Genomic DNA, 25,572 nt, shown 5'->3' on the forward strand with positions numbered 1-25,572 from the left:
GTCTCCCCCCGGTGTGTCAGAACCCGAGCTTGGCGTACTGGCTCGCGTTCTCTTTCGTGATCGTCTCGGAGGCCAAGGTGATCTCCTTCGGCACCTGCAACTCGACCAGGTCGGACATGCCCTTGCCCTGGCCGATGAGCCGGGCCAGCGAGATCGCCGACGAGGCCATCGAGGGGCTGTAGGTGACGGTTGCCTTCAGGACGCTGTTGTCGGCCACGATCGCGTCGATGGCGGCCTTGGAGCCGGCGCCGCCGACCATGATGAACTCGGTGCGGTTGGCCTGCTTGATCGCGGCCAGTACCCCGATGCCCTGGTCGTCGTCGTGGTTCCACAGCGCGTCCATCTTGGGCAACGCCTGGAGTTGCTGCGAGGCTTCGCTCTGGCCGGTGTCGGCGGTGAACCGCGCGGCGCGCCGGTTGGCCACCTTGAAGCCGAAAACGGCCAGCTCGGCGGCGAAGCCGGCGGAGCGCTCCTTGGTCAGCTCCAGCTCGTCCATGCCGGCGATCTCGCCGATGATCGGGTTGGTGATCCCCTTGGCCTTCATCTGCTCGCCGATGTAGCGGCCGGCCGCGACACCCATGCCGTAGTTGTCGCCCTTGATCTGGAGCCGGTACGCCAGCGCGTCCGGGAACGCCCGGTCCAGGTTGATCACCGGGATGCCGGCCTTCATCGCCTCCAGCCCGGAGGCGTTCAGCTCCTTGCCGTCGTGCGGCAGCATCACGATCACGTTCGGCTTCTGCGAGATCAGCGTGGAGAGCGCGGCCCGCTGGGCGGCGGCGTCCGCACCGGCGGCCACGGTCTTGAACTCCACGTCGGAGAAGACCTTCGCCTGCGCCTCGGCGTTCTTGGTGATGGCGGCGAGCCAGCCGTGGTCGGCGGCCGGTGCGGAGAAGCCGATCACGACCTTCTGCCCGGGTGCGCTGTTCGGGTTGGCCGAGCTGTCCGCCGCCTTGACCTGCTCACCTCCGCCGTCACCGGAGCCGTTGTCGTTGCTGGTGCAGGCGGTGAGCAGGGCACCGGCGCCCACCGCCGCTCCGCCGAGCAGCAGCCGGCGGCGGGACAGGTCGCGCACCGGCCGGAGCGGATCGTGCTGGGTCATGACGACCTCCTGGTTATCTGGACTTCGGGTGGGGTGAGGTGGGTGGGGTCCATCGGCCGGTGGCCGAGGAGCGGCCACCGGCGACGGGCGCCACCGGGTACTGCTGCGGTGCGTCAGTTCGTCGAGCGGAGCTTGTTACGGGCGAGGAGCTGGGTGAGCGACTTGAACCGGAACTGCTGGACCAGCACGGCGGCGACGATGATGCCGCCCTTGACCATGTTCTGCGCCTCGGTGGAGAGGCCGTTGATCGCGAACAGGTTGGTGATGGTGGCAAAGATGATCACGCCGAGCAGGGAGCCGACGATCGTGCCCCGGCCGCCGCTGAGCAGCGTGCCACCGATGATCGCCGCGGCGATCGCGTCGAGTTCGTAGAGGTTCGCCATCGCCGCCTGCGCGGAGTTGGCCTGCGCGGTGAGCATGATCGCGGCGATTCCGCAGCAGAGGCCGGAGAGCGCGTAGAGCAGCATGCTGTGCCGGCGTACGTTGATGCCGGCCAGCCGGGCCGCCTCCGGGTTGCCGCCGACCGCGACCGTACGCCGACCGAAGGTGGTGCGGTTGAGCAGTACCCAGCCGGCCGCCACCACCCCGGCGAGGATGAAGACCAGCACCGGGATGCCCAGTACGTCGTTGCTGGCGATGCCGTTGATGGTCGCGTTGTTGGAGACCTGGGTCTGCTTGTCGGAGATCTCGGCGGCGAGACCCCGGGCGGCGACCAGCATGGCCAGGGTGGCGATGAACGGCACCAGCCGGCCGTACGAGATCAGAAAGCCGTTGACCAGCCCGACGCAGACCGCCACCACGACCGCGGTGAAGATCATCCCTCCGGCGCCGTAGCTCTGGGTCGCGACCGTGGTGCTCCAGACCCCGGCCAGCGCCACGATCGCGCCGACCGAGAGGTCGATCCCGCCACCGATGATCACGAACGTCATGCCCACGGTCACCACGCCGACCACCGAGGCCAGGGTGAGGATCGACATGATGTTGTCGCCGACCCAGTTCATGTCGCTGTACAGGTCGGGTCGGGTGACGATGCCGATGACGATCAGCACCACCAGTACCCCGACCAGGCCCAGGTTGCGCCGGAACGACTCACCCGCGTCGCCACTCCACCGGCCGGTGCCGTTCCCGGGCGTACCGGCTCCCTTGTGGACCGGCGCTCCGGCCGGGGCCGGCGAGACCGGCGACGGCCGGTCCGCGGGCGGCGCCGCCCCCGCCGGCGCGGCGGTCTCGGTACGTTCGGTCACGCTGGCGCCCCCTCCATCAGCGACCCCGCCATCACGAGGTCGAGCACGGTGTCTTCGTCGAGTTCTCCGGCTGGCGCCTCGTGCACCACCCGGCCCTCCCGCATCACCAGTACGCGGTCGGCCAGGCCGAGCACCTCCGGCACCTCGCTGGAGACCAGCAGTACGCCCACTCCCCGGGCGGCCAGCGCCCGGATCACCTGGTACAGCTCGGCCCGGGCGCCGACGTCGACGCCCCGGGTCGGCTCGTCGAGCAGCAGCAGTTTCGTGCCGCCGAGCAGCCAGCGGCCGACCACGACCTTCTGCTGGTTGCCGCCGGAGAGCGTCCGGACGGGTCGCCGGACGTCCAGCGGCCGCAGTTCCAGCCGGTCGGCGACCTCGTTCGCCTCGGCCCGCTCCCGGCCGGCGTCGGTGAAGCCCAGTCGGGCCCACCGGGTGAAGGTGGCGAGCGTGACGTTGCGGTAGATCGGCTCGCCGAGCAGCAGCGCCTGGCTCTTCCGCTCCTCCGGGGCCATCCCCATGCCGGCCCGGACGGCGGCACCGACACTGCCCGGCCGGACCTGCCGGCCGGCCATCGAGACCGTGCCGGTGCTGGCCCGGCGGGCCCCGAAGATGGTCTCCAGCAGCTCGGAGCGGCCCGAGCCGACCAGGCCGGCGATGCCGACGATCTCACCCGCGTGCACGGTCAGCGACACGTCGGCGAACTCGCCCTCCCGGCTGAGTTCGCGTACCTCGAGCAGTTTCTCGGCGGCCGGCGTCTCGGCCGGGCGGTCCGGGAAGACGTACTCGATGGTCCGGCCGGTCATCCGGCTGACCAGGTCGCGGGTCGGGGTGGACCGGGCCGGCAGGTTCGCCGCGGTGGTCCGGCCGTCCTTGAGTACGGTGACCCGGTCGCCGATCTCGCGGATCTCCTCCATCCGGTGCGAGATGTAGATGACCGCGATGCCCTGGGCGGTCAACTCCCGGATGATCCGGAACAGGTTGCCGACCTCGTCGTGTGCCAGTACGGCGCTCGGCTCGTCCATGATGATCAGTCGGGCCTCGTGCGAGAGCGCCCGGGCCATGCTGACGATCTGCTTGCCGGCGGACGGCAGCGAGCGGACCATCCGGCGGGGCGGAATCTCCGGGTGCCCGAGCCGGGCCAGGATCTCCCGGGTCTGCCGGGCCATGTAGCCGCGCCGGACGAAGCCGAGCTGGCGCGGCTCGTGCCCGAGGAAGGCGTTCTCGGCCACCGACAGGTCCTCGACCAGGTCGAGTTCCTGGTAGATGGTGGCGATGCCGGCCTTCATCGCGGCCTGCGGGTTGCCGAACGAGACAGGCTCGCCGAGCCACTCCACCTGACCCGAGTCGGGCTGGTGTGCACCGGAGAGCACCTTGATCAGCGTCGACTTGCCGGCGCCGTTCTGGCCGAGCAGGCAGTGCACCTCGCCGGCCCGCACCTCCAACTGCACCCCGTCCAGCGCGCGTACGCCCGGGAAGGTCTTCACCACGTCGGTGAGCCGGAGGACGACCTCGCCGGGCACGGTGTCGGCCGGCGGGGTCACCAGCGGTGGCGGGTCGCCGACCGGGCCGGTCCCGTTCGGGCTCTGCACGCCGGCCGGTACGGTCTCGTCGGCAGCGGGCCGCTCGGCGGGTTCGGTCATGACGTCTCCTCGGTACGCTCGTCGCCGTCCCGACCCGACCGACTCGACCGGCCGAGGCGCTCGATCCGCCCGGTCATGACGCCTCCGCGAACGCGACGTCGGTGGCGAGTACGGCGGCGCCGGTGACCCCGGCCCGGGGACCGAGTTCGGAGAGGACCACCGGCAGGTTGCCGGTGGCGAGCGGCAGCGAACGCCGGTAGACCACGCTGCGGATCTCCGCCAGCAGGATGTGGCCGAGCTGGGCCAGCCCGCCGCCGATGACGATCATCGACGGGTTGGCGAAGCTGACCAGACCGGCCAGTACGCCGCCGACCCGCCGCCCGCCGTCACGGATCAGCCGGATGCAGGTCACGTCCCCCTCGATGGCGCCCTCGGCGACGTCGAGCGCGGTGACCGTACCGGTGGCGGCCAGTCGGTCGGCCAGCGCCGGCGACGTGCCGCTGCGGGCCGCCACGGTGGCCTCCTTGGCCAGCGCGGCGCCGCTGAACAGCGCCTCCAGGCAGCCGACGTTGCCGCACGAGCACATCGGCCCGTGCGAGTCGACCTGGATGTGCCCGATGTCGCCGGCACAGCCGTCGGTGCCCCGGTAGACCTCGCCGGAGAGGTAGATGCCGCAGCCGATGCCGGTGCCGATCTTGACGAACAGGAAGTCGTCGACCGAGTGCGCCACCCCGCCGTGCCGCTCGCCGATGGCCATGATGTTGACGTCGTTGTCCACCACCGCCGGGCAGCCGTGCTCCCGGGTCAGCAGCTCACGGACGGGGAAACGGTCCCAGCCGGGCATGATCGGCGGCGAGACCGGTACGCCGTCCCGGAAGCTCACCGGCCCCGGTACGCCGATGCCGACCGCGTGCAGCCGCTCGTACGCCCCGTCGACCTTCGCCTTGTGCAGCAGTTCGTGCACCCGTTGCAGTATCACCTTGGGGCCGGACCGGATGTCGGTCGTCTCGGCGTACGCGGCGACGGGTTCGAGCCGGCCGTTGACCACCTCGACGTCGATCGAGCTGGCCCCCAGATCGACGGCGGCGAACCGCAGGTCGGGGTTGAGTTCGACAAGGGTGGAGCGGCGCCCGCCCCGGGAGGCGGCGAGTCCGGCCTCCGCCACGTAGCCGAGGCTGACCAACCGCTCCAGCTCGGCGAGCAGGCGCGGCCGAGGAATCTGCAACCGGTCCGCCAGTTCGGCCCGGGACACCGCGCCCTCGTCGCGCAACAGCCTCAGCAGCCGCAGATGCAGCGCTTCCGGGGTGCGCACAGGGACTCACCTCCGTCAGGCATCGGTTCACGTCGACGCAACGCCACCGCGTTGTGTTCGACACAGTAGGAGCCTTCCGGAGCGGATGTCTAGAGCTTCATCCAAGATGACGCTAACTTTTGTCCCAACGGACGAAAGTTAGTTGTTGATCAAGGAAAGCGGGCGGTCACCCGCTGCGGTCCCCGCCTCCCCGGCCGCGATCCCGCTCTTGCAGCTTGCGGTCGTCGCGGAGCCGGGCCGGGGCAGGACGGGCCGGGCCGGTCAGTCCGGTGCCGGGGACGTCGCGTCGGGATCGGTCAGCGCCAGGTAGCCGCGCTCGATGATCCAGCGGGCCGGCTCGGCGTACCCGGACGGGTCGTCCGGGGTCAGGGTGCCGAGCCCGTCGACGTACCGGTTGTACATGCAGAACGCCGCCGCGATCAGTACGGTGTCGTGGATCTCCAGATCGCTGGCGCCCTCGGCACGGGCGGCCTCGACCAGCGCCGGGGTGACCTTGCGGCCGTCGTCGCGGACCGCTGCCGCGATCCTCAGCAGGGCCCGGAGCTTTGCCGGGACCGGCGCCGAGTCGAGGTCGGCGCGTACCTGGTCCACCAGCGGCATGCCGGCGTCGAGTTGCGCTGCGGCGAAGGCCGAGTGCGAGGTGCAGCAGAACTCGCACTCGTTGAGGCCGGACACGTACGCCGCGATCAGCTCCCGCTCGCCGGGCGAGAGCGGGTGTGGCCCGCGCAGCAGCACCTCGGCCAGTTCGTTGAGCGGCCGCGCGGTTTCCGGCCGGAACCGCATCGGGCCGATGATCCCCGGATACCGGGTCTCGTCCACGCCCAGGTCGATGTGGGCCATCGGTCAAACCCCCAACCGCTCGGCGGCCAGCGCGGTGCCCTCGACCCGGGCCCGCACCTTGGCCCAGGCCGTCTCCCGCGAGGTCGACACGTCGTCGCCGAACGGCGCGAAGCCGCAGTCGTCGCAGGTGCCGAGCCGGTCGGGCGGCAGGTATTCGGCGGCCCGCAGCACCCGGTCGCGGACCTGTTCCGGGGTTTCCACCACCGGGTCGACCGGGTCGGTGACGCCGACGAAGACCTGCTGCTCCGGGCGTACCTGGGCGGCGATCGTGGCCAGCACCTTGTCGGGGTCGGGCTCGCTGGCCAACTGTACGTAGAACACCCCGGCGTGCAGTGCGAACAGGCTCGGCAGCAGCTCGGCGTAGTCGATGTCGGCGCTGTGCGTCGAGTCCTGGTCGCCGCCCGGGCAGGTGTGCACGCCGATCCGGGCCCGCTCCTCAGGAGTGAACCGGTCGAGGACCCGGTTGTTGAGCGCCACGAACGAGTCCAGCACGCCCTTCGACGGGTCGAGCTTGATGGAGAGGCGCCCCTCGGTGAAGTCGAGCTGCACGCGGTGCGCCCCGGCCGCCAGGGCACCACGGATGTCCGCCTCGGCCTCGTCGGCCAGGTCGTCGAGGAACGCCGCCTGGTCGTACCCGTCGATGCCGTCCGCCGGGTAGAGCAGACTCAGCGCCGACGGCGCGATCACGGCCTGCTTGACCGGCACCTTCGCGTGCCGCTGCGCGGCCCGCAGGTAGCTCTCGGACCGGGCCGCGTAGCGGAACGGTCCGCGGGTGAGTTTCGGCAACTGCCGGATGTGCCCGTCCGCGAACGGGATGACGACGCCGTCCGGCGCCAGGCCGCCGAGCCCGTCCAGGGGGTACGTGGCAAAGCTCGGCTTGCGTTGTTCACCGTCGGTGACAACCGGGGAGCCGAGCGCCTCGAATCGGGCGATCGTGTCCCGCACAGCGTCGTCGTAGAGCGCGTCGAGCGTGTCGCGCCCGATCCGGCCGGCGGCGTGGTCGGCGAGGCCGGCGAGCAGTGCCGGCGGTCGGGGGATGCTTCCGATCGGTTCCGTCGGGAGACTCATGCCTCGAAATTAGCGGTCCTCGATTTCCCCGACTCTGCGTCGGTTGCGGGGTTTGCGCATCCGGCGCGGAGACGTGATCACTCGGCACCTGTCGCGGCCCGGCGCCCCGACGACGGGGTGTCCGAGGCGCTCGCCGAGCCGACCCCGCCCAACCTCACTTGCAGAGCAGCCGGCCCATCCGCCGCCCCGCGACGACCAGGCCGAGCGCGGTCACCGCGACCAGATAGAGCACGTCGACGAGTTCGCCCCAGCCGCCGCCCTCCACGGTGATGCCCCGGACCAGGTGCACCGCGCGGTAGAGCGGGGTCACCTCGACCACCCAGCGCAGCACCGACGGGTACGCCTCGGCCGGTACGAACGTCCCGGAGAAGAGGAAGAGGGCGAACTGGGCCGAGCCCATCAGGTCGAAGTCCTGCCAACTGCGCATGAAGGTGGAGAGCGCCATGCCCAGCCCGCCGAACGCGAAGCCGACCAGTACGGCGGCCGGGAAGGCGACCAGCGCCCGGATCCCGCTGGTCAGGTCCAGCCCCACCATCACGGCCAGGAACGCCGCCGAGTAGAGACTGCCCCGGAGCATCGCCCAGCCCAGCTCGCCGAGGGCGATCTCGAACGGCTGCACCGGGGTGGCGAGGATCCCGTCGTACAGCTTCATGTACTTCATCTTGCCGAAGAAATTGAACGTCGTTTCGGCCAGCGCCCCGCTCATCGCCGAGGCGGCCAGCATCGCCGGTGCCACGAACGCCGCGTACGACACCACTGTGCCGCTCGGCAGGGTCAGGTCGCCGACCAGTTCCCCCACCCCGACGCCGATGGAGAGCAGATAGAGCATCGGCTCGAAGAAGCCCGAGATCAGCACCACCCAGTACGCGGACTTCAGCGCCGCGACGTTGCGCTCGGCCACCGAGGCCGCCCGGCGGGGTGCGCCCTCGAAACTGATCAGCCGGGGCAGGACGATGCTGACCACGGAAGCCTCTCTTCTGCTCGGAACAGGTCGGACAGGGGTGGGCCGGCCGACGACGACTCAGACCACCAGTCGGCGGCGGAACGCCGAGTGCGCCAGCCACCAACCGACGGCGACCCAGGCGGCGAGGTAGAGCAGGTGCCCCGGGACCGACCAGGCCGGCGCGACGCCGAGGGTGGCGGCCCGGCACAGGTCCACGCCGTGCCAGAGCGGCGACGCGTACGCCAGCCAGCGCAGCACCATAGGCAGCGACTCGACCGGGAAGAACACTCCGGCGAAGAGGGTCATCGGGATCACCGCGAACCGGAACAGCAGCGCCAGGTAGCTGTCGCTGCGTACCGAGGAGCTGTAGGCGAAGACCGGCACGGCCACCGCCGCCGCGATCAGCGCCACCAGCGGCAGCGTGGCCAGCGCCCACGGCGAGTGCAGCGTGCCGAACGCCGCCGCCACGAGCAGGAAGGCGAGGCTGCTGGTGAGCACCCGGAACAGCACGAAGCCGAGCTGGCCGCCGAGGATGTCGGCGACCCGCAGCGGTGTCGACGCCTGCGCGAAGTAGATCTTGATCCACTCGAAGTTGCCGAGCACCGGCCAGGTCGACTCGCCGATCGCGACCTGGAGCGCGGTCGAGGCGATCAACCCCGGCACGAGGAAGTCGAGGTAGGGCACCCCGGCCACCGGCGCCTCGACGTACGCCCCGACGCCCACTCCGAAGCCGACCATGGTGAGCAGCGGCAGCAGGAACGACGAGAAGACACCCGCCCGCCAGGTGCGGCGGTAGGCGACGAGGTTGTATTCGAGCACCGCCAGCGCGGGGAACCGCCCGACCAGTCCGGCCTGCGGGCGGGTGGCCGCCGTGGCCTCCAGGAGCGCCATCTCAGTCCACCAACGTCCGGCCGGTGAGGTGCAGGAAGACGTCCTCCAGGCTGCTGCGCCGGACCAGCACGCTGGCCGGGGTCAGCGCCCGGGCGTGCACCTCGGCCACCGCGCCGTCGCCGTCGGTGACGTAGAGCAGGATCCGGTCCGGCAGCACCTCGATCCGCTCGGCGAGCCCGTCCAGCTTGCCCGCGAACGCCTCCTGGGTCTCACCGGCGAAGCGCAGCTCGACCACCTCGCGGGTCGAGTAGCGCTCGATCAGCGTCCGCGGCGACCCCTCGGCGACGATCCGGCCGCCGTCCATCACCACCAGCCGGTCGCAGAGCTGCTCGGCCTCGTCCATGTAGTGGGTGGTCAGCACCAGCGTCACCCCCTGCTGCTTGAGCCGGAACAGCCGCTCCCAGACCAGGTGCCGGGCCTGCGGGTCCAGCCCGGTGGTCGGCTCGTCGAGCAGCACGATGTCGGGCTCGTTGACCATCGCCCGGGCGATGGTCAGCCGGCGCTTCATGCCGCCGGAGAGCGGCTCCACCTTGCTGCCCGCCCGCTCGGCGAGCTGCACGAAGTCGAGCAGCTCGGCGGCGCGCTCCCGGGCCACCCGGCGCGGGATGCCGAAGTAGCGCGCATAGGTGGTGAGGTTTTCCCGGACGGTCAGCTCCGGGTCGAGGTTGTCCAACTGCGGGCAGACGCCGAGCCGGGCCCGGATCGCCGGCCCGTCCCGCCGGGGGTCCATCCCCATGATCTGTAACTCGCCGTCGGTCGGCGGCGAGACACAGCCGACCATCCGCATCGTCGAACTCTTGCCGGCGCCGTTCGGACCGAGGAAACCGAACGCCTCCCCCGCCCGCACGTCGACGTCGATCCCATCGACGGCGGTGAAGTCCCCGAACCGTTTGACCAGCCCTCGCGCCTGGATGAGAATCCCGTCCCTAGTCACGGGCTCGACCATAACGGCCGGGTCCGACACGTCCCACCGAGTTTCCGGGCGGAACGGCCCAGGTCAGCCCGTCCAACAGCAAGGGCGCGCCCCGGCGGGCGGCCGGCTCACAGATCCGGGTCGGTGCCGGACCGGGCCGCCGCCACCAACCGGTCGGTCTCGGCCACCACGGCCGGGTCGTCGACCGGCGTACCGGGGTCGTAGCGGACCGTCCAGGTCAGGCCGTCGACTCCACGTACCTGCCGGGCCGCGATCCGCAGACCGCCGTCCGGCAACGGGTGGTGTGCCGTGTACGCCACCGACCGGGTCACCCGGGCCCGTACCTGGTGCGGCACGTCACCCGGATCGACCAGCAGGTACGCCCGGACCGCCCCGTCCGCCACCACCCGGTAGTCCGGTCGCTCCTCGACCGGCTCGGCCGGGGTGACCGCCAGGTCCCGACCCGACCAGACCGCCTTGTGTACGTCGTGCCAGCCCAGCCGCGCGGCGTCGCCCGGCAGCCAGAGCCCACGGTCGGTGACCACCACGATCTCCTCGCCGTCGGCCACCCGGGCCCAGTCGAGCACCCGCTCGCCGGACTCCAGCCCGGGACGCTGGTCGGCCGGCAACTTCCGACCGCGACGGAACAGGTTGAACGCCTCCACCGGCTACAGACCCCCCATCGCCTGCTCACGCAGGGCTCGCGCGTGCTGCTCCAGGGAGAGCAGCTCACCGAAGAGCGCGAAGTATTCGTCCTTGTTGGCCGTCGGGTTGACCCGCTGCACCTTCGACTTCAGGTCCCGGATCCGGCTGGTCACCGAGCCCCACTCCAGCCGGGCCAGGGTGATCGAGACGTACCGGGGATCGGGGTCGGTGTCCAGCCGCAGCGGCTCCACGGCCAACTCGCCGACCAACGCCGCGGCGACCAGGTCGCCGCAGGCGTCCCGGACCCGCTCGATCCAGACCGCGCCGGTGGTCGCCGCCGCCGCGCCGCCGGCCACCCCGATCGCGCCCCGCACCACCCGGTGTACGGGATGCAGATAGACCTCGGCCGCGAGCGCGTCGAACATCGGGCCGGCCAGCACCGGCACCTGGAGGGCGAGCTTCAGCGCCTCCCGCTCCACCAGCGACTGCGGGTTGTCCACCACCGGCTCGACCGGGGCCGGCCGCTGCGGCGGGGTCGGCCCGGTGCCGTTGCCCCGGCGCGACTGCCCGGCCCCCTGCTGGGCGGCGGCGTTCAGCACCGCCCGCTGCACCGGCTCGATCTCCATCCCGAGGTCACCGGCGAGCTTGCGGACGTACTCCGGACGCTTCTCCCGGTCCTTCAGCCTGGCCACCAGCGGGGCCGCCCGGCGCATCGCCTCCACCCGACCGTCGACGGTGTCCAGGTCGTACCGGTTGAGCACCTGGCGCAGCGCGAAGTCGACCAGCGGCTCGCGGCGGGCGACCAGGTCCCGCACCGCCAGGTCACCCTTTGCCAGCCGCAGCTCGCACGGGTCCATGTTGTCCGGGCTGACCGCGATGAAGGTACGCCCGACGAACCGCTGGTCGTCCTCGAAGGCCCGCAGCGCCGCCTTCTGCCCGGCGGCGTCACCGTCGAAGGTGAAGATGATCTCGCCCGCCACCGCGTCGGTGTCCATCAGCAGCCGGCGCAGTACCGAGATGTGGTCCGCGCCGAACGCCGTGCCGCAGGTCGCCACCGCCGTCGGTACCCCGGCCAGGTGACACGCCATCACGTCGGTGTACCCCTCGACGATCACCGCCCGCCCCTGCCGGGCGATCTCCCGCTTCGCCTGGGAGATGCCGTAGAGCACGTGCGACTTCTTGTAGATCGGCGTCTCGGGGGTGTTCAGGTATTTCGGGCCGTCGTCGTCGTCGAAGAGCCTGCGGGCGCCGAACCCGATCACGTCGCCGGTCAGGTCCTTGATCGGCCAGAGCAGCCGGCGCCGGAACCGGTCGATCAGCGAGCCGGAGCGCGCCTCCCGGGCCAGCCCGGCGGTGACCAGTTCCTGACCGGTGAAGCCCTTCTGCCGCAGGTGTTTGGTGAGCAGGTCCCAGGCGTCCGGGGCGAAGCCGCAGCCGTAGGTCTGCGCCGCCGTACGGTCGAAGCCGCGCTGGGCCAGGAACTCGCGGGCCGGCCGGGCCCCGGCGGTGCCGAGCTGGCCGGCGTAGAACTCGGCGGCGGCGGTGTGCGCGGCGACGAGCCGCTGCTTCTGGCCCTGCTGAGGGCGGACCGGCGCGGGGCCGGCCTCGAGGTAGCGGAGCTGGATGTTGGCCCGGTCGGCGAGGCGTTCGACCGACTCGACGAAGCTCAGGTGCTCGGCGTCCATCAGGAACTTGATGGCGTCGCCACCGGCCCCACACCCGTGGCAGAAATAAACATTTCGGGCAGGGGCGACGGTGAACGACGGGGTCTTCTCGTCGTGGAACGGGCAGAGTCCCTTGAGGTTGCCGCCGCCGGCCGACCTGAGCGTGACCGTCTCGGAGATGATGTCGGCGATCGAGGTGCGCTCCCGTACCAGCGCGATGTCCTCGTCGCGGATCCGCCCGGCCACCGCCTCACCCCCTCCGGGCTACATCCTGCCCTGCCGGGCCGACGTGAACGGCGAAGGGGTGGCAGTGCGACGCGCGGTTCAGCCGACCGTCGCGGAGTCCTCGGCCTCGACCTGCCGGTTCCAGTCGGCCTTGGCGGAGCGCCAACTCTCGTCGTCGTCGCCGCGACGCCAGTAGCCGGAGATGGAGAGCCGCTCCTTCGGCACCCGCAGCTCGGCACGGAGCATCCGGCGCAGTTCGCGGACGAAGTACGCCTCGCCGTGCACGAAGGCGTGCATCTCGCCGGGCGGGAAGGTGGCCGCGCGTACCGCCTCGACCAGGGGGTCGCCGACGGCTCGGCCGGCACGGTGCACCCAGATGATCTCGGCCTCCGCCTTGGTGCTCAGGTGCTGCTCCTCGGCCGGGCCGGAGACCTCGACGAAGACCAGGGCCGGGGCACCGTCCGGCAGCCGCTCCAGCGCGGCACCGATCGCAGGCAGGGCGCTCTCGTCGCCGACCAGCAGGTGCCAGTCGGCCGTCGGGTCCGGGGCGTACCCGCCGCCGGGGCCCCGGAACATCACCCGGTCCCCGGGGCGGGCGCCGGCGGCCCACGGGCCGGCCAGCCCCTCGTCGCCGTGGTAGACGAAGTCCAGGGTCAGCTCCCGGGCCGCGGCGTCCCAGGCCCGCACCGTGTACGTCCGCAGCCGGGGCCACTGGTCGCGGGGCCGCTCGCGCTTGAGCCGGTCGAGGTCGAGCGGTACCGGATAGTCGACACCGACCGGCGGGAAGATCAACTTGACGTAGTGGTCGGTGTAGGTGTCGGCAGCGAAGCCGGTCAGCCCGTCCCCGCCGAGCACCACGCGGATCATGTGCGGCGTGATCCACGACGCGCGCAGTACGGTGGCGTACCTGACGCCGGTTCCGTTAGAGCTCTCTGCCATTAGATTAGGCTACCCTAAGATATCGAGGTCCGGATGCCGGGGCCGCCGATCCGGCCGGTGCGGACGTAGGCTGGCGGCACGGACCACCCCCTGACCGGCCGGCCGCCGACTTGTCGGCCCGCCCCGGGGGGCGGCCATTCGTCTGGGGAGAGGTCATGGGCCAGGGCGTACACGTGCAGGAGCTGCCGGGCATCGGCAAGCGGTACGACATCGATCTCGGACACGGCGGCACCCGCGTCTCGGTGGTGGTACGCCGGGACGGCACCCGCGACCTCTACGTCTTCACCTCCCGCTCGGACGAGCCCACCGCGGTGGTCGAACTCTCCGAGGAGCAGTCCCGCAAGGTCGGCGCCGTACTCGGCGGGACCTTCTTCGCCTGACGACGGCCTAGCCGACGCCCTCCACCCGACGCCCTCCACGCGACGCTTCGTCACCCGACGCCCGACGTCCTCGCCGATGCCCTCCGCCTGACGCCTGATGCCCTCCGCCTCGTGCCCCCGCCTGACGCCCGACGCCCTCCGCCCGATGCCCGAGGTCTGATGCCCTCCGCCTGACGTCACCGGGTTTCCCGGCCCGACGCGACGCCACCCGAGACGCCACCCGATTGGAGACCCCATGCACGCCGATCTGATCGGGTTCGGCGCGATCGTCCTGGTCGCCGGCCTGCTGGCCCGGGCGGGCCGGCGGGTCGGTCTGCCCAGCGTGCCGTTCTTCATGCTGACCGGGATCCTGCTCGGGCCGGCCACCCCCGGCCCGGTGCTGATCGAGCATCCCGAGGACCTGGCCCTGCTCGCCGCCATCGGCCTGGTACTGCTGCTGTTCAACCTCGGCGTCGAGTTCCCGGTACGGCAGGTGTTCGGCAGCGGCAAACGGCTCTTCATCGCCGCCGGCTGCTCGATCGGGCTGAACGTCGGGGCCGGGCTCGCGCTCGGCTTCACCCTCGGCTGGGGCACCCCGGAGGCCCTGGTGATCGCCGGGGCGCTCGGCATCTCGTCCTCGGCGATCGCCACCAAGCTGCTCATCGAACTGCGCCGGCTGGCCAACGCCGAGACCCCGATCATCCTCGGCATCATCGTGATCGAGGACCTCTTCCTCGCCTTCTACCTGGCCCTGCTCTCCCCGATCCTGGCCGGCGCCTCCTCCCCGGGCGAGATCGCCCTGCACATCGGGATGAGCTTCGGCTACCTGCTGCTGCTGGTGGCGGTGGCGAAGTGGGGCGCCCGGGCGATCGGCTGGCTGATCGGCAGCCACGAGGACGAACTGCTGGCCATCGGGATGGTCGGGCTGGTGGTGCTGGTCGCCGGGCTGTCGGCCGAGGTCGGCGTCTCCGACGCGATCGGCGCGCTCATGATCGGCCTCGTGGTGGCCCGGACCGCCGTACGGGAGCGGGTGGAGCGGCTGGTCCTGCCGCTGCGGGACGTCTTCGCCGCGGTCTTCTTCGTCGGCTTCGGGTTGAGCATCGACGTCGGGGCGTTCGGCTCGGTGGCCGTACCGGTGGCGGTCGCGGTCGCGGTGACGATCGTGGTGAACATCAGCGCCGGCCTGGTCACCGGCTCGCTCTTCGGGTTCAACCAGCGCGGTGCGGCCAACGTCGGGCTGACCGTACTGGGCCGGGGCGAGTTCTCGCTGATCCTGGCCACCCTGGCGCTGGGCGCCGGGCTCGACGACCGGATCGGACCGTTCGTCGCGCTCTACGTCCTGGTCCTCGCCGTGCTCAGCCCGATGTTCGCGGCGCAGTCCCGCTACCTGGCCCGGGTCATCCCGGACCAGTTCCTCCGGTCCCGCTGGCGGTACGTCCGCGAGGAGACCATGAGCACCGCCTGCACGCACCTCGGCCGGATCCAGATCACCGAGACCGACGGGGACGCCTGCCGGGAGTGCCTCGACGCCGGTGCGGACTGGGTGCACCTGCGGATGTGCCTGACCTGTGGCGCGGTCGGCTGCTGCGACGACTCGCCGGGCCGGCACGCGACCGCGCACTTCGACGAGACCGGCCACCCGCTGATCCGCTCGCTCGAGCCGCGCGAGGACTGGCAGTACTGCTACGTCGACGGCGCGCTGGTCCGCGAGCCGATCGGCCCCCGGGAACCCGTGGAGTCCTGACCCGGCCGCGCCAGGAAGACACGTCGCCAGGAAGACACGTCAGGGATTGGCCTCGGCCGGCAGCAGGTGGCTCACCTGCGGTACCCCCTCGGCGTGTTCCAGCGCCCGCAGCTCGGCGGCCTGGTCCGCCTTGGTCAGCCGGCCGCCGTGCTGGCGCAGGTGCTCGTCCCAGGAGGGCAGCTCGTAGACCTCCACGAAGAGGTCCGCCGACTCACCCTCCCGGAACAGGCCCCAGCGCGACGCGCCGGTACGCTGCCGGGCCGCCCGGACCTCCTCCATGGCGGCGACGAACCGCTCCCGGTGCTCCGCCCGGACGGTGTACGTCATGACCACCATCACCGGCCCGACGCTCGGGTCCGGCTCGTGCACCAGGTCGAGGTCGGGCCAGTGCGTCGCCGGGTCCCGCTCCACGGCGCGCAGGTCCGGCAGCGGCCACACCTTCACGGTCAGCGCGCCGAGGATCATCAGCAGCCCGGCGACCACGTGCGCCAGGACCAGACCCGCCGCGTCCGCCACCACGCCCCAGACGAGCGCGCCGATCGCCTGCCCACCGGCGAAGACCACCTGGTAGACGGCGAGGCCGCGGGCGCGTACCCAGCCGGGGAGGAAGAGCTGGATCTCGGCGTTGACGTTGGAGAGCACCGTCACCCAGGCCAGCCCGGCCGGTACCAGCGCGACCAGTACCCACGCCTCGACCGGGACCAGCGCCACCACCAGCATCGCCGTCCCGTAGGTCAGTCCGGCGAAGAGCAGGAAGAGGTTCGGCGAGAACTTGGCCCGTACCCAGGGCAGCACCAACCCGCCGGCCACCGCCCCGACACCGAGCGCGGCCAGCAGTACGCCGTACCCGCCGGCGCCGAGCCCGAGCCGGTGGTTGGCGATCAGCGGCAGCAGTGCCCAGAGGGCGCTACCGGGTACCAGGAAGAGCAGCGCCCGGAGCAGCAGCCGCTGCACGATCGGCGAGTGCCGGACGTACCGGCCGCCGGCCCGGAGCGCCGCGGTGAACCGTTCCGGCACCTCGACCGAGCGGGAACTGCCGGCCCGCCAGCGGATCAGGGTGAACGCGAAGAACAGGAACGCCACGGTGTTGAGGGCGAAGACCAGCGGTACGCCGGTCCAGGCGATCAGCAGGCCGGCCACCGCCGGGCCGACCGAGCGGGCCACGTTCACGCTGATCGAGCCGAGCCCGGAGGCGGACTGCAACAGGTTGCGCGGTACCAGGTCGGGGATGACCGCGGCCCAGGCCGGCAGCGTGAGCGCCTGCCCGACCCCGAAGGCGAAGGTGAGGGTGAGCAGCAGTGCCGGCGGCATGTGGCCGGTCGCGGTGAGCAGGGTCAGCGCCAGCGCCACGGCGACGATGAAGAACTGCACGGCGATCAGCAGCCGCCGCCGGTCGAGGGTGTCGGCCAGCGCGCCGGCCGGCAGCGCGAGCAGCAGGATCGGCAGGGTACTGGCGGTCTGCACCAGGGAGACCAGGGTGGAGGCGTTCCGTTCGTCGATCAGCAACCACTGGGCGCCGACGGTCTGCATCCAGGTGCCGATGTTGGCCACCAGCATCGCCACCCAGAGGCTGCGGTAGGTCGCCACCCGCAGTGGCGCCCACGCCGAGGGTGGTGGCTCGGCGGAGGCCGGCCCGGCGCTGACCATCGCCCCGGGTTACCAACGTCCGTCGGCGCGGAGCACCCTCTGCCCCGAGACGTAGAGGTCGTCGGCGCCGAGCAGCATCAGCCGGACGACCTCGGTCGCCACCTGCTCGGGCAGCGCGAAGATCGTGTCGAGGAAGTCGGCGCCGACCCGTTCCTGTAGCCGGGTGTGCATCGGGCCGGGGTGGATCTCCATCACCTTGATGCTGTTCGTGCCCTGCGCCTCGGCCAGCGACTCGACCAGGCTGGTGCCGAAGCTCTTCGTCGCCCGATAGAGCGGGATGCCGGGCCGGGGTACGTCGGTGGCGAGCGCGCTGACGTAGACGATGTTGCCGTACCCCTGCTCGCGCATCCGCAGCAGCGCCTCGTGCAGCAGGTACGCCGTGCCGAGCACGTTCACCTCGATCGCCCGGCGGATCGTCTCCGGGGCGAGTTCCTCCAGCTTGCCACCGGCCCACATCGCCGCACAGTGCGCCAGGCCGTCGATCGGGCCGTACCGGACGACGACCTCCGCCAGGACGTCCCGGACCTGCTCGCTGCGGGACATGTCGCAGACCATGCCGTCGCAGCCCAGCTCGTCACGGGCCCGGGACACCTCGTCGGGGACGTTGCCGAGGATCACGACCCGGTGGTCGGCGGCGAGGATCCGGGCGACCTCCATCCCGAGCCCGCTGGTGCCGCCGTCCACCACGAATGTCCTGGGATCCATGCCCGCTCCAGCTCCTCGTCGACGACGCGGTCCATGTCAACGAGAGTTCCACCTGTGGCGCGGGCGTGCGGCCATGATCGGGTAATCGGGCAGCCCGGGGGCATGATCGGCGGCGCCGGGCCGGGCGATTCGGTACAACGGGCCGGTCGGCGGCCGATTCAGGACATCCGGTCGGTGACGGCACCGGCGGATCGGCCAGCCGGCCCGGGTCGACACCGCGACCTGCCCGGCCGGCCCGGACCGGCGCCTCCAACTGGGCGTCGCCTCCGGTGAATCGGCGGTGTCACGCAACGGCGGGTCGCCGGTGTCAGGTGGCGGTGAGTCGACCGTGCCAGGCGACCGCGGCCGGGTCGGTGAGCGAGGCGACCTGGTCGACCACCACCCGCAGCCGGGCGGGGTCGTCCGGCGCCGCCTTCCACAGTGGAGCGAAGACCGGGTCGAGCGCGTCCGGTGCCCGGGTCAGCAGCGCGGCCACCAACTCGGTCAGGATCTCCCGCTGGCGCTCGTACCGGTCCTGCGCGCCGGGACGGCGCATCACGTAGCGCAGCGCCATCCCCTTGAGCAGCGCGCACTCGGCGCGGATCCGCCCGGGTACGAGCAGTTCGGCGGCGTACCGGCGCAGTGGGCCGGTACCGTGGCGCTGCTCGGTCGCCTCTACCGCCGCCGCGACGAAGCGCCCGGTCAGCACGCTGGTGCTCGCCTTCAACGCGGCCAGTGCCCGGTGGCTGCCGTCGTAGTCGCAGAGCGGGGCGAGCACCGGGTCGGCGAGCAGCCCGGCCAGCACCTCGGCCAGGTCGCCGGCCGACTCCGTCGAGTAGCGCCCCGCGACGTCGGCACAGAGCGCGGCCCGCTCGTCGGCGTCGACCCGCAACTGTGCCAGCCGGAGCCGCAGGTGGCCGCCGTGGATGCCGTCCTCGACGTCGTGCACCGAGTACGCCACGTCGTCGGCCCAGTCCATCACCTGGGCTTCCAGGCAGCGTACGTCGCCGTCCGGGGCGCCTTGGCGCAGCCAGCCGAAGGTGTCGGCGTCGTCGGCGTACACCCCGAACTTGCGCTCGCCGGGCCGGCGCGGCCACGGATATTTGCAGGTGGCGTCGAGGGCGGCCCGGGTCAGGTTGAGCCCGGCGGAGGTGCCGTCCGGGCCGTACACCTTGGCTTCCAGCCGGGTCAGCACCCGCAGCGTCTGTGCGTTGCCCTCGAAGCCGCCACAGTCGGCGGCGAGCACGTCGAGCGCGTCCTCGCCGTTGTGCCCGAACGGCGGGTGCCCGAGGTCGTGCGCGAGCCCGGCCACGTCCACGATGTCCGGGTCGCAGCCGAGCCGGGCGCCCATCTCCCGGGCGATCTGGGCAACCTCCAGCGAGTGGGTGAGCCGGGTCCGGAGGAAGTCGTCGGTGCCGGCGGTGTGCACCTGGGTCTTCGCGGCCAGCCGCCGGAACGCCGCCGAGTGCAGCACCCGGGCCCGGTCCCGCTGGTACGGGCTCCGCCCGTAGCCGCTGTCCTTCGCCGGTTCGGCCACCCGGCGCTCCGCGTCAGGCTGGCTGATCACGCCACCGATCTTCACCCGGCCGACCCCGGCCCCGTCAACCCCGCCGGGCGAGTACGCAGAACTCGTTGCCCTCCGGGTCGGCCAGTACGGTCCAGGTGTCGTCCGGCGACTGCCCGACGTCGACGTGCCGGGCGCCCATGTCGACCAGCCGCTCGACCTCGGCCTCCTGGTCGGCCGGGCGGAGGTCGATGTGCAGCCGGTTCTTCGTCTCCTTGCCCTCTGTCACCGGCACGAAGACCAGCCCGGGCAGCGTGTCGGGGGTCCGGCGGATCTCCACCTCGCCCGGCAGTTCGGCGACGATCTGGTAGCCGAGCGCCTCGGCCCACCAGCGCGCGAGCCGGGCCGGATCGGCGGCATCGACCACCAGGTTTTCCCACACGCTGCCCATGGGCCACACCTCCGTTACGAGGGAAACGAAGTTCGCGTGTCGATCAGGTTACGCCCGGGTTCGCCGCTCGGGTGCACCAACGAACGCCCGACACACCCCGCGGTCGAGCTGCCCTGCGTACGCAACCGCCGAACAGCCGAGAGTTGCCGGACAATCGCCGATGGTCATGGGACGGCGCCGAGACCTCGCCCGGTGTAGCGTGCCGGAGTCGGAAGGTTACCGGGCGGGGAACCACCGGCGGCGGTCGGCGAACAGCGGGCGGCGCTGCACCAGGGCGGCAGCCCGCCCACGGGCGGCGCCGGACCGCGCCGGACGACGGCGTGGCAACGCCGCCGGAGGGCGCCCGGGCGACGTCGAGCGGCAACGAAGCCACGGCGGAACGCGCCGGCACATCGAGCAAAGTCCAGCGGCACGGACCAACGCCAAGGAGAGGTCACCAGTGAACACTGATGCCGCCCTGCTGGCCGAACTGCACCGGCTGCGCCGCGCGGTGCCGGAGATATCGGGTGCCGTGCTGGCCGCAGTGGACGGGCTGCTGGTCGCCGGCGACCTGCCCGGCATCGACCCGCACCACATCGCCGCCCTCTCCGCGGCGGGCCTCGGGATCGGTGGCCGCTTCGCCGAGTTGGTCGGGCACGGGCCGCTGCGGGAGTCCGTGGTCCGGGGCGCGGACGGCAGCGTGGTCGTCTACCCGGCCGGCGAGGAGGCGATCCTGACCGCCGTGGTCCGCCCGGAGACCGACCTGACCCGGCTGCACGCCGAGGCCCGCCCGGCCGCCCAGCGACTCGGCGCGCTCTGGGACGCCGTGCGGCAGCCGACGGTCGCGACCGCGATCCCGCCGGCCACCGACCCGGACGCGCCACTCGCCACCCGCACCCCGATGGCCACCCTCCCCGCCGGCCTCTGGTCCTCCCCCCGCTCCCCCGGCCACCAGTAGCGACGCGACTGGATCGTGGTCTGCCACTACCCCATCAGGGGTAGTAACAGACCACGATCCGCTCAGCGGCTGTCGGAGCCGGTGGACTCGACGACCGCGCGACCGGCCTCCAGCCGGGCCACCGGTACCCGGAACGGCGAGCAGGAGACGTAGTCCAGGCCCACCTCGTGGAAGAAGTGCACCGAGTCCGGGTCACCGCCGTGCTCGCCGCAGACCCCGAGCTTGAGCCCGGGACGGGCCGCCCGGCCCTCGTCGGTGGCGATCCGGACCAGCCGGCCGACCCCGTCGGCGTCGATCGACTCGAACGGCGAGATGCCGAAGATGCCCAGCTCCAGATAGCGCCAGAAGAAGGCGCCCTCCACGTCGTCCCGGGAGAAGCCCCAGCCCATCTGGGTCAGGTCGTTGGTGCCGAAGGAGAAGAACTCGGCCGCCTCGGCGATCTGCCCGGCGGTCAGCGCCGCCCGAGGTACCTCGATCATGGTGCCGATCAGTACCTCGACGGCCTGCTCCCGGGTCACCTCCGCGATGATCTTCTCGGCCTCGGCGCGTACCGTCTCCAGTTCCTGGACCGCGCCGACCAGCGGCACCATGATCTCCGGCTTCGGGGTGCCGCCGTTGCGGGCGCACTCCACCGCCGCCTCGACGATCGCCCGCACCTGCATGGCGAAGAGGCCCGGGATGACCAGGCCGAGCCGGACCCCGCGCAGGCCCAGCATCGGGTTCTGCTCGTGCATCCGGCGTACCGCGCTGAGCAGGGCCTCGTCCCCGGCGGCGTCCTCGCCGCGCTCGTGCGCGACCGCCACGTGCACGGCCAGCTCCTCCAGCGAGGGCAGGAACTCGTGCAGCGGCGGGTCGATCAGTCGGACGGTGACCGGCTGGCCGTCCATCGCCCGGAAGACCTCGACGAAGTCGGCCCGCTGCAACGGCAGCAGCTCGGCCAGCGCCGCCTGCCGCTCATCGTCGGTGCGGGAGAGGATCAGCCGCTCGACCAGCGTGCGCCGGTCACCGAGGAACATGTGCTCGGTCCGGCACAGGCCGATCCCCTCGGCCCCGAACCGCCGGGCCCGGGCCGCGTCCTCGCCGGTGTCGGCGTTCGCCCGGACGCCCAGCCGCCGCTGGGCGTCGGCGTGTTCGATGATCCGGTGTACGGCGGCCACCAGCGGATCGTCCGTGGTCGCCCCGTCCACGCTGCCCTCGAAGTAGCGCACCACCTCGGAGGGCCAGACCGGCACCTCGCCGAGGTAGACCTTGCCGGTGGTGCCGTCGATCGAGACCACGTCCCCCTCGGAGATGGTCTGGCCGTCCACGGTGAACTTCCGTTGCCGCACGTCGACGTCGAGCGAGTCGGCGCCGCAGACGCAGGTCTTGCCCATTCCCCGGGCGACCACGGCGGCGTGGCTGGTCTTGCCGCCGCGCGAGGTGAGGATGCCGCGCGAGGCGATCATGCCGGGCAGGTCGTCCGGGTTGGTCTCCCGGCGGACCAGGATGACGTCCTGGCCGGCGTCGGCCAGCTCGACCGCCCGCCTCCCCTCGAAGACCACCTTGCCGACGGCGGCGCCCGGCGAGGCGCCGATGCCCCGGGCCAGCGGCGTCAGGTCGGCGTCGAGCTTGAACCGGGGGAACATGAGCTGGGCGAGCTGCGCGCCGTTGACCCGGTGCAGCGCCTCGTCCAGGTCGATCAGGCCCTCGTCGACGAGTTGGGCGGCGATCACGAACGCGGCGGCGGCGGTGCGCTTGCCGACCCGGGTCTGGAGCATCCAGAGTTTGCCGCGCTCGATGGTGAACTCGATGTCGCAGAGGTCGAGGTAGTGCCCCTCCAGCCGGGCCATGATGGCCAGCAGTTCGTCGTACGCCGGCTTGTTCAGCTCTTCGAGCTGTTGCAGCGGTACGGTGTTGCGGATCCCGGCCACCACGTCCTCGCCCTGGGCGTTGGCCAGGTAGTCGCCGTAGATGCCCTGCGCGCCGCTGGCCGGGTCGCGGGTGAACGCGACTCCGGTGCCGGAGTCGGGCCCGAGGTTGCCGAAGACCATCGCGACGACGTTGACCGCGGTACCGAGGTCGGCCGGGATCCGCTCCTGCCGGCGGTAGAGCACGGCCCGCTCGGCGTTCCACGACTCGAAGACCGCGTTGACGGCGAGTTCGAGCTGTTCCCGGGGCTGTTGCGGGAACTCCCGGCCGGTGTGCTTCCGGAAGATCGTCTTGTACGCGTCGACCAGCGCCCGCAGGTCGTCCGCGTCCAGGTCCAGGTCGTTCTCGGTACCCTTGGCCCGCTTGGCGTCGTCGAGCGCGTGCGCGAAGTCCTCGCCCGGTACGTCGCAGACCGTCTTGCCGAACATCTGGATGAGTCGGCGGTAGGAGTCCCAGGCGAACCGCTCGTTCCCGCCGGCCTGGCTGGCGAGGCCGGTCACGCTGGCGTCGTTGAGCCCGACGTTCAGCACCGTCTCCATCATCCCGGGCATGGAGAACTTCGCCCCGGAGCGGACCGAGACCAGCAGCGGGTCGGCCGGCTCACCCAGCCGCTTGCCCATCGCCGCTTCCAGTGCGGACAGGTGCGCGTCGATCTCGTCGGCCAGCCCGGCGGGCTGGGCCCCGGTGCTCAGGTATGCCTGGCAGGCTTCGGTGCTGATGGTGAACCCGGGAGGCACCGGCAGCCCGAGGTTGGTCATCTCGGCCAGGTTCGCGCCCTTGCCACCGAGCAGGTCCTTCAGGTCCTTGTTGCCCTCGGTGAAGTCGTAAACGTACTTGTGTCCCGCCGTCTGCTGCGCTGTCAACGGACCCTCCCACGTGCGCCGTCCGACACTGAACGAAGGTTTAGCCGCTCTGTAGGTACCCAGGGGACGGTTGCCCGTACCAGCGGGAAAACCGCCGGCTGCTGGTGGGCGAAGGCTAAGCGACCGGCAGCCCCGTTGGGACCGTTCGGTGACAATCCGCACAGTCGCGAAGGCTGTACGTGTTCGTGAGGTTTTGTGGGAACGGTTCCACGAGCAAGATCGGTCAGCCGGGCTTGTCGCCGGGTCGACGGAAGAAATCGGCATCGCCCCGGCGTTGAGCTAGATCGACAGGCCGTAGCCGAAAGGCTCGCATCACAGGGTGACCAGCCCTTGACACGTGGCCATTTCGAACGTACGTTTCATGAGATTTGCCCGGAAATCACCTGCGGCTCCCCCCGGAGAGATCTGCCGTGCGACCTACCACCCAGTCCCGGTCCACCCCCGCGACCACCGGCGACACCCCGCCCCGGCTGACCGACGTGCTGCCCGCCCCCGCCCGGGTCGTGCCGGCCGCCGGGGTCGAGTTCATCCTGACCCCCGGCACCACGATCCGGACCACCCCCAGCCCCGAGGCGAGCGCCGTCGGCCGGCACTTGGCGGAGCTGCTGCGCCGACCCACCGGCTATCCGCTGCCGGTGGTCGCCGCCGGCCAGGCCGAGGTACCGGGCGGAATCTCCCTGCTGCTGACCGGCGACGAGGTGTCGTCGGGCCGGTCCGGTAAAACGGCGACCGGCGAGGGTTCGGCCGAGGGCTACCGGCTGGAGATCACCGCCACCGGCGTGCTGGTCCGGGCCCGCACCGCGGCCGGGCTCTTCTACGGGGTACAGACGCTGCGGCAGTTGCTGCCGCCGAAGATCGAGTCGGCCCGGCGGCAGCCCGGCCCGTGGGCGATCCCCGGCGGCACCATCGACGACCAGCCCCGGTTCGGCTACCGGGGCGCGATGCTCGACGTGGCCCGGCACTTCTTCGCCGTACCGCACGTGCTGCGCTTCGTCGACCACCTGGCCCGATACAAGCTCAACCACCTGCACCTGCACCTCACCGACGACCAGGGTTGGCGGATCGCCGTCGACTCCTGGCCCCGGCTGGCCGGCGTCGGCGGGTGCACCGAGGTGGACGGCGGCCCCGGCGGCCACTACACCAAGGAGCAATACGCCGAGATCGTCGCGTACGCGGCGGCCCGGCACATCACCGTCGTGCCCGAGATCGACCTGCCCGGGCACACCAACGCGGCCCTGAACGCGTACGGGGAACTCGCGCCGGACGGGGTGGCCCCAACGGAATACACCGGCACCGACGTCGGGTTCAGCGCGGTGGCCGTCGACAGCGAGCGGACCTACCAGTTCGTCGACGACGTGCTCGGCGAGGTCGCCGCGCTCACCCCGGGCCGCTACCTGCACGTCGGCGGCGACGAGGCGTTCACCCTCGACCGGGCCGACTACACCCGGTTCATGAACCGGGTCCAGCGGATCGTCACCGGGCACGGCAAGCGGGTGCTCGGCTGGCACCAGCTCGCCGTCGCCGAGCACAGCGCCGGGCGGGTGATCCAGTACTGGGGCACCACGACCGAGGACCCGGTGGTGGCCGACGCGGTCCGGGACGGCGCGAAGGTGCTGCTCTCGCCCGGCAACCGCAGCTATCTCGACATGAAGTACTCGGCGGCGACCCCGCTCGGCAAGGACTGGGCCGGGCTGGTCGAGGTGCGCGCGGCGTACGACTGGGATCCCGGCGACTATCTGGCCGGGGTACCGGCCGAGGCGGTGCTCGGGGTGGAGGCGCCACTCTGGACGGAGACGATCCGGACGGTCGGCGACATCGAGTTCATGACCTTCCCCCGGCTGCCGGCCATCGCCGAACTGGGCTGGTCACCGGCCGAGGCCCGGGACTGGGCGGACTTCCGGCTGCGGCTGGCCGGTCAGGGCGTGCGCTGGAGCACGGCTGGGATCACCTTCCACCGCTCGCCCGAGGTGCCGTGGACGGGCGCTCCGGTCGTACCCGAGCCCCGGCCCGCCGGATCGACGGCGAGCGACGCCGGTGCCTCGGCGGACGCGGCGCCCGGGAGCGGGCCGCCGCCCGCCGACGACCAGCCGGTGCCGATCACCTGACCGGTGG

General features: G+C 71.8%; 19 protein-coding genes and 3 pseudogenes. 4 read left to right on the plus strand and 18 right to left on the minus strand.

Going from position 1 to position 25,572, the window contains the following annotated elements; translation table 11 throughout:
- Positions 1–16: 16 nt before the first annotated feature.
- The 13 genes and pseudogenes from Pma05_RS26195 to Pma05_RS26250 all read right to left on the minus strand — a co-directional run bounded on the left by Pma05_RS26195 (position 17) and on the right by Pma05_RS26250 (position 13,363).
- On the minus strand, positions 17–1,099 hold the full coding sequence (locus Pma05_RS26195) for a substrate-binding domain-containing protein (protein WP_203860135.1): 1,083 nt from the start codon (positions 1,097–1,099) through the stop codon (positions 17–19).
- Positions 1,100–1,212: 113 nt separating this feature from the next.
- Positions 1,213–2,343, minus strand: coding sequence for an ABC transporter permease (locus Pma05_RS26200; RefSeq protein ID WP_203860136.1), 1,131 nt, complete (start codon positions 2,341–2,343; stop codon positions 1,213–1,215).
- Complete coding sequence (locus tag Pma05_RS26205; RefSeq protein ID WP_203860137.1) at positions 2,340–3,983, minus strand: sugar ABC transporter ATP-binding protein; 1,644 nt, start codon at positions 3,981–3,983, stop codon at positions 2,340–2,342. The genes Pma05_RS26200 and Pma05_RS26205 overlap by 4 nt, the downstream gene beginning before the upstream one ends.
- Positions 3,984–4,056: 73 nt before the next feature.
- Positions 4,057–5,235: an ROK family transcriptional regulator gene (locus Pma05_RS26210; protein WP_203860138.1), complete on the minus strand. Its 1,179-nt coding sequence runs from the start codon at positions 5,233–5,235 to the stop codon at positions 4,057–4,059.
- Between the two features lie 261 nt (positions 5,236–5,496).
- A complete protein-coding gene (locus Pma05_RS26215; protein WP_203860139.1) occupies positions 5,497–6,075 on the minus strand; it encodes a carboxymuconolactone decarboxylase family protein in 579 nt (192 codons plus the stop codon).
- 3 nt (positions 6,076–6,078) lie between these two features.
- A complete protein-coding gene (locus tag Pma05_RS26220) occupies positions 6,079–7,143 on the minus strand; it encodes a cobalamin-independent methionine synthase II family protein (protein WP_203860140.1) in 1,065 nt (354 codons plus the stop codon).
- Between the two features lie 154 nt (positions 7,144–7,297).
- A complete protein-coding gene (locus Pma05_RS26225; protein ID WP_203860141.1) occupies positions 7,298–8,107 on the minus strand; it encodes an ABC transporter permease in 810 nt (269 codons plus the stop codon).
- Positions 8,108–8,164: 57 nt separating this feature from the next.
- On the minus strand, positions 8,165–8,968 hold the full coding sequence (locus Pma05_RS26230; protein WP_372441565.1) for an ABC transporter permease: 804 nt from the start codon (positions 8,966–8,968) through the stop codon (positions 8,165–8,167).
- Positions 8,969–8,978: 10 nt separating this feature from the next.
- Positions 8,979–9,911: an ABC transporter ATP-binding protein gene (locus Pma05_RS26235; protein ID WP_239313107.1), complete on the minus strand. Its 933-nt coding sequence runs from the start codon at positions 9,909–9,911 to the stop codon at positions 8,979–8,981.
- A 107-nt stretch (positions 9,912–10,018) separates the two neighbouring features.
- Positions 10,019–10,555, minus strand: a complete 537-nt coding sequence (locus Pma05_RS26240; protein ID WP_239313109.1) for a hypothetical protein — start codon at positions 10,553–10,555, stop codon at positions 10,019–10,021.
- Between the two features lie 3 nt (positions 10,556–10,558).
- A pseudogene (gene dnaG, locus Pma05_RS44410) lies at positions 10,559–11,053 on the minus strand (DNA primase); the annotation flags it as partial.
- A 65-nt stretch (positions 11,054–11,118) separates the two neighbouring features.
- A pseudogene (dnaG, locus tag Pma05_RS26245) lies at positions 11,119–12,445 on the minus strand (DNA primase); the annotation flags it as partial.
- A 78-nt stretch (positions 12,446–12,523) separates the two neighbouring features.
- The gene (locus tag Pma05_RS26250; RefSeq protein ID WP_203860145.1) at positions 12,524–13,363 is read right to left on the minus strand and encodes a siderophore-interacting protein; all 840 of its coding nucleotides are present in this window, start codon (positions 13,361–13,363) and stop codon (positions 12,524–12,526) included.
- Between the two features lie 155 nt (positions 13,364–13,518).
- Here Pma05_RS26250 and Pma05_RS26255 point away from each other — a divergent pair, with 155 nt between their 5' ends.
- Positions 13,519–13,743 carry a cation:proton antiporter regulatory subunit gene (locus Pma05_RS26255; RefSeq protein WP_107263243.1) on the plus strand — a complete coding sequence of 75 codons (225 nt, stop codon included), beginning with the start codon at positions 13,519–13,521 and terminating at the stop codon, positions 13,741–13,743.
- A gap of 235 nt (positions 13,744–13,978) precedes the next feature.
- A complete protein-coding gene (locus Pma05_RS26260; RefSeq protein ID WP_203860146.1) occupies positions 13,979–15,466 on the plus strand; it encodes a cation:proton antiporter domain-containing protein in 1,488 nt (495 codons plus the stop codon).
- A gap of 39 nt (positions 15,467–15,505) precedes the next feature.
- Here Pma05_RS26260 and Pma05_RS26265 read toward each other — a convergent pair whose 3' ends face one another.
- From Pma05_RS26265 to Pma05_RS26280, 4 genes are all read right to left on the minus strand, one after another.
- Positions 15,506–17,113, minus strand: coding sequence for an MFS transporter (locus Pma05_RS26265; RefSeq protein WP_203860147.1), 1,608 nt, complete (start codon positions 17,111–17,113; stop codon positions 15,506–15,508).
- Positions 17,114–17,122: 9 nt separating this feature from the next.
- Positions 17,123–17,818, minus strand: a complete 696-nt coding sequence (locus tag Pma05_RS26270) for an SDR family NAD(P)-dependent oxidoreductase (protein WP_203860148.1) — start codon at positions 17,816–17,818, stop codon at positions 17,123–17,125.
- Positions 17,819–18,125: 307 nt separating this feature from the next.
- Positions 18,126–19,364 (minus strand): deoxyguanosinetriphosphate triphosphohydrolase, encoded by a 1,239-nt coding sequence (locus Pma05_RS26275; protein ID WP_372441560.1) that lies wholly within the window; start codon positions 19,362–19,364, stop codon positions 18,126–18,128.
- 34 nt (positions 19,365–19,398) lie between these two features.
- Complete coding sequence (locus Pma05_RS26280) at positions 19,399–19,752, minus strand: VOC family protein (RefSeq protein ID WP_203860149.1); 354 nt, start codon at positions 19,750–19,752, stop codon at positions 19,399–19,401.
- 439 nt (positions 19,753–20,191) lie between these two features.
- Between Pma05_RS26280 and Pma05_RS42815 the strand changes: the two genes are divergently transcribed.
- Positions 20,192–20,689: a roadblock/LC7 domain-containing protein gene (locus Pma05_RS42815; protein WP_239313111.1), complete on the plus strand. Its 498-nt coding sequence runs from the start codon at positions 20,192–20,194 to the stop codon at positions 20,687–20,689.
- 62 nt (positions 20,690–20,751) lie between these two features.
- Here the strand turns inward: Pma05_RS42815 and ppdK are convergent, their stop codons facing one another.
- Positions 20,752–23,460: a pyruvate, phosphate dikinase gene (ppdK, locus tag Pma05_RS26290; RefSeq protein WP_203860151.1), complete on the minus strand. Its 2,709-nt coding sequence runs from the start codon at positions 23,458–23,460 to the stop codon at positions 20,752–20,754.
- Between the two features lie 392 nt (positions 23,461–23,852).
- Between ppdK and Pma05_RS26295 the strand changes: the two are divergent.
- Positions 23,853–25,565 (plus strand): annotated as a pseudogene (locus Pma05_RS26295) (beta-N-acetylhexosaminidase); the annotation flags it as partial.
- Positions 25,566–25,572: the final 7 nt, after the last annotated feature.

Source organism: Plantactinospora mayteni (genome assembly GCF_016862935.1).
Taxonomy (GTDB): domain Bacteria; phylum Actinomycetota; class Actinomycetes; order Mycobacteriales; family Micromonosporaceae; genus Plantactinospora; species Plantactinospora mayteni.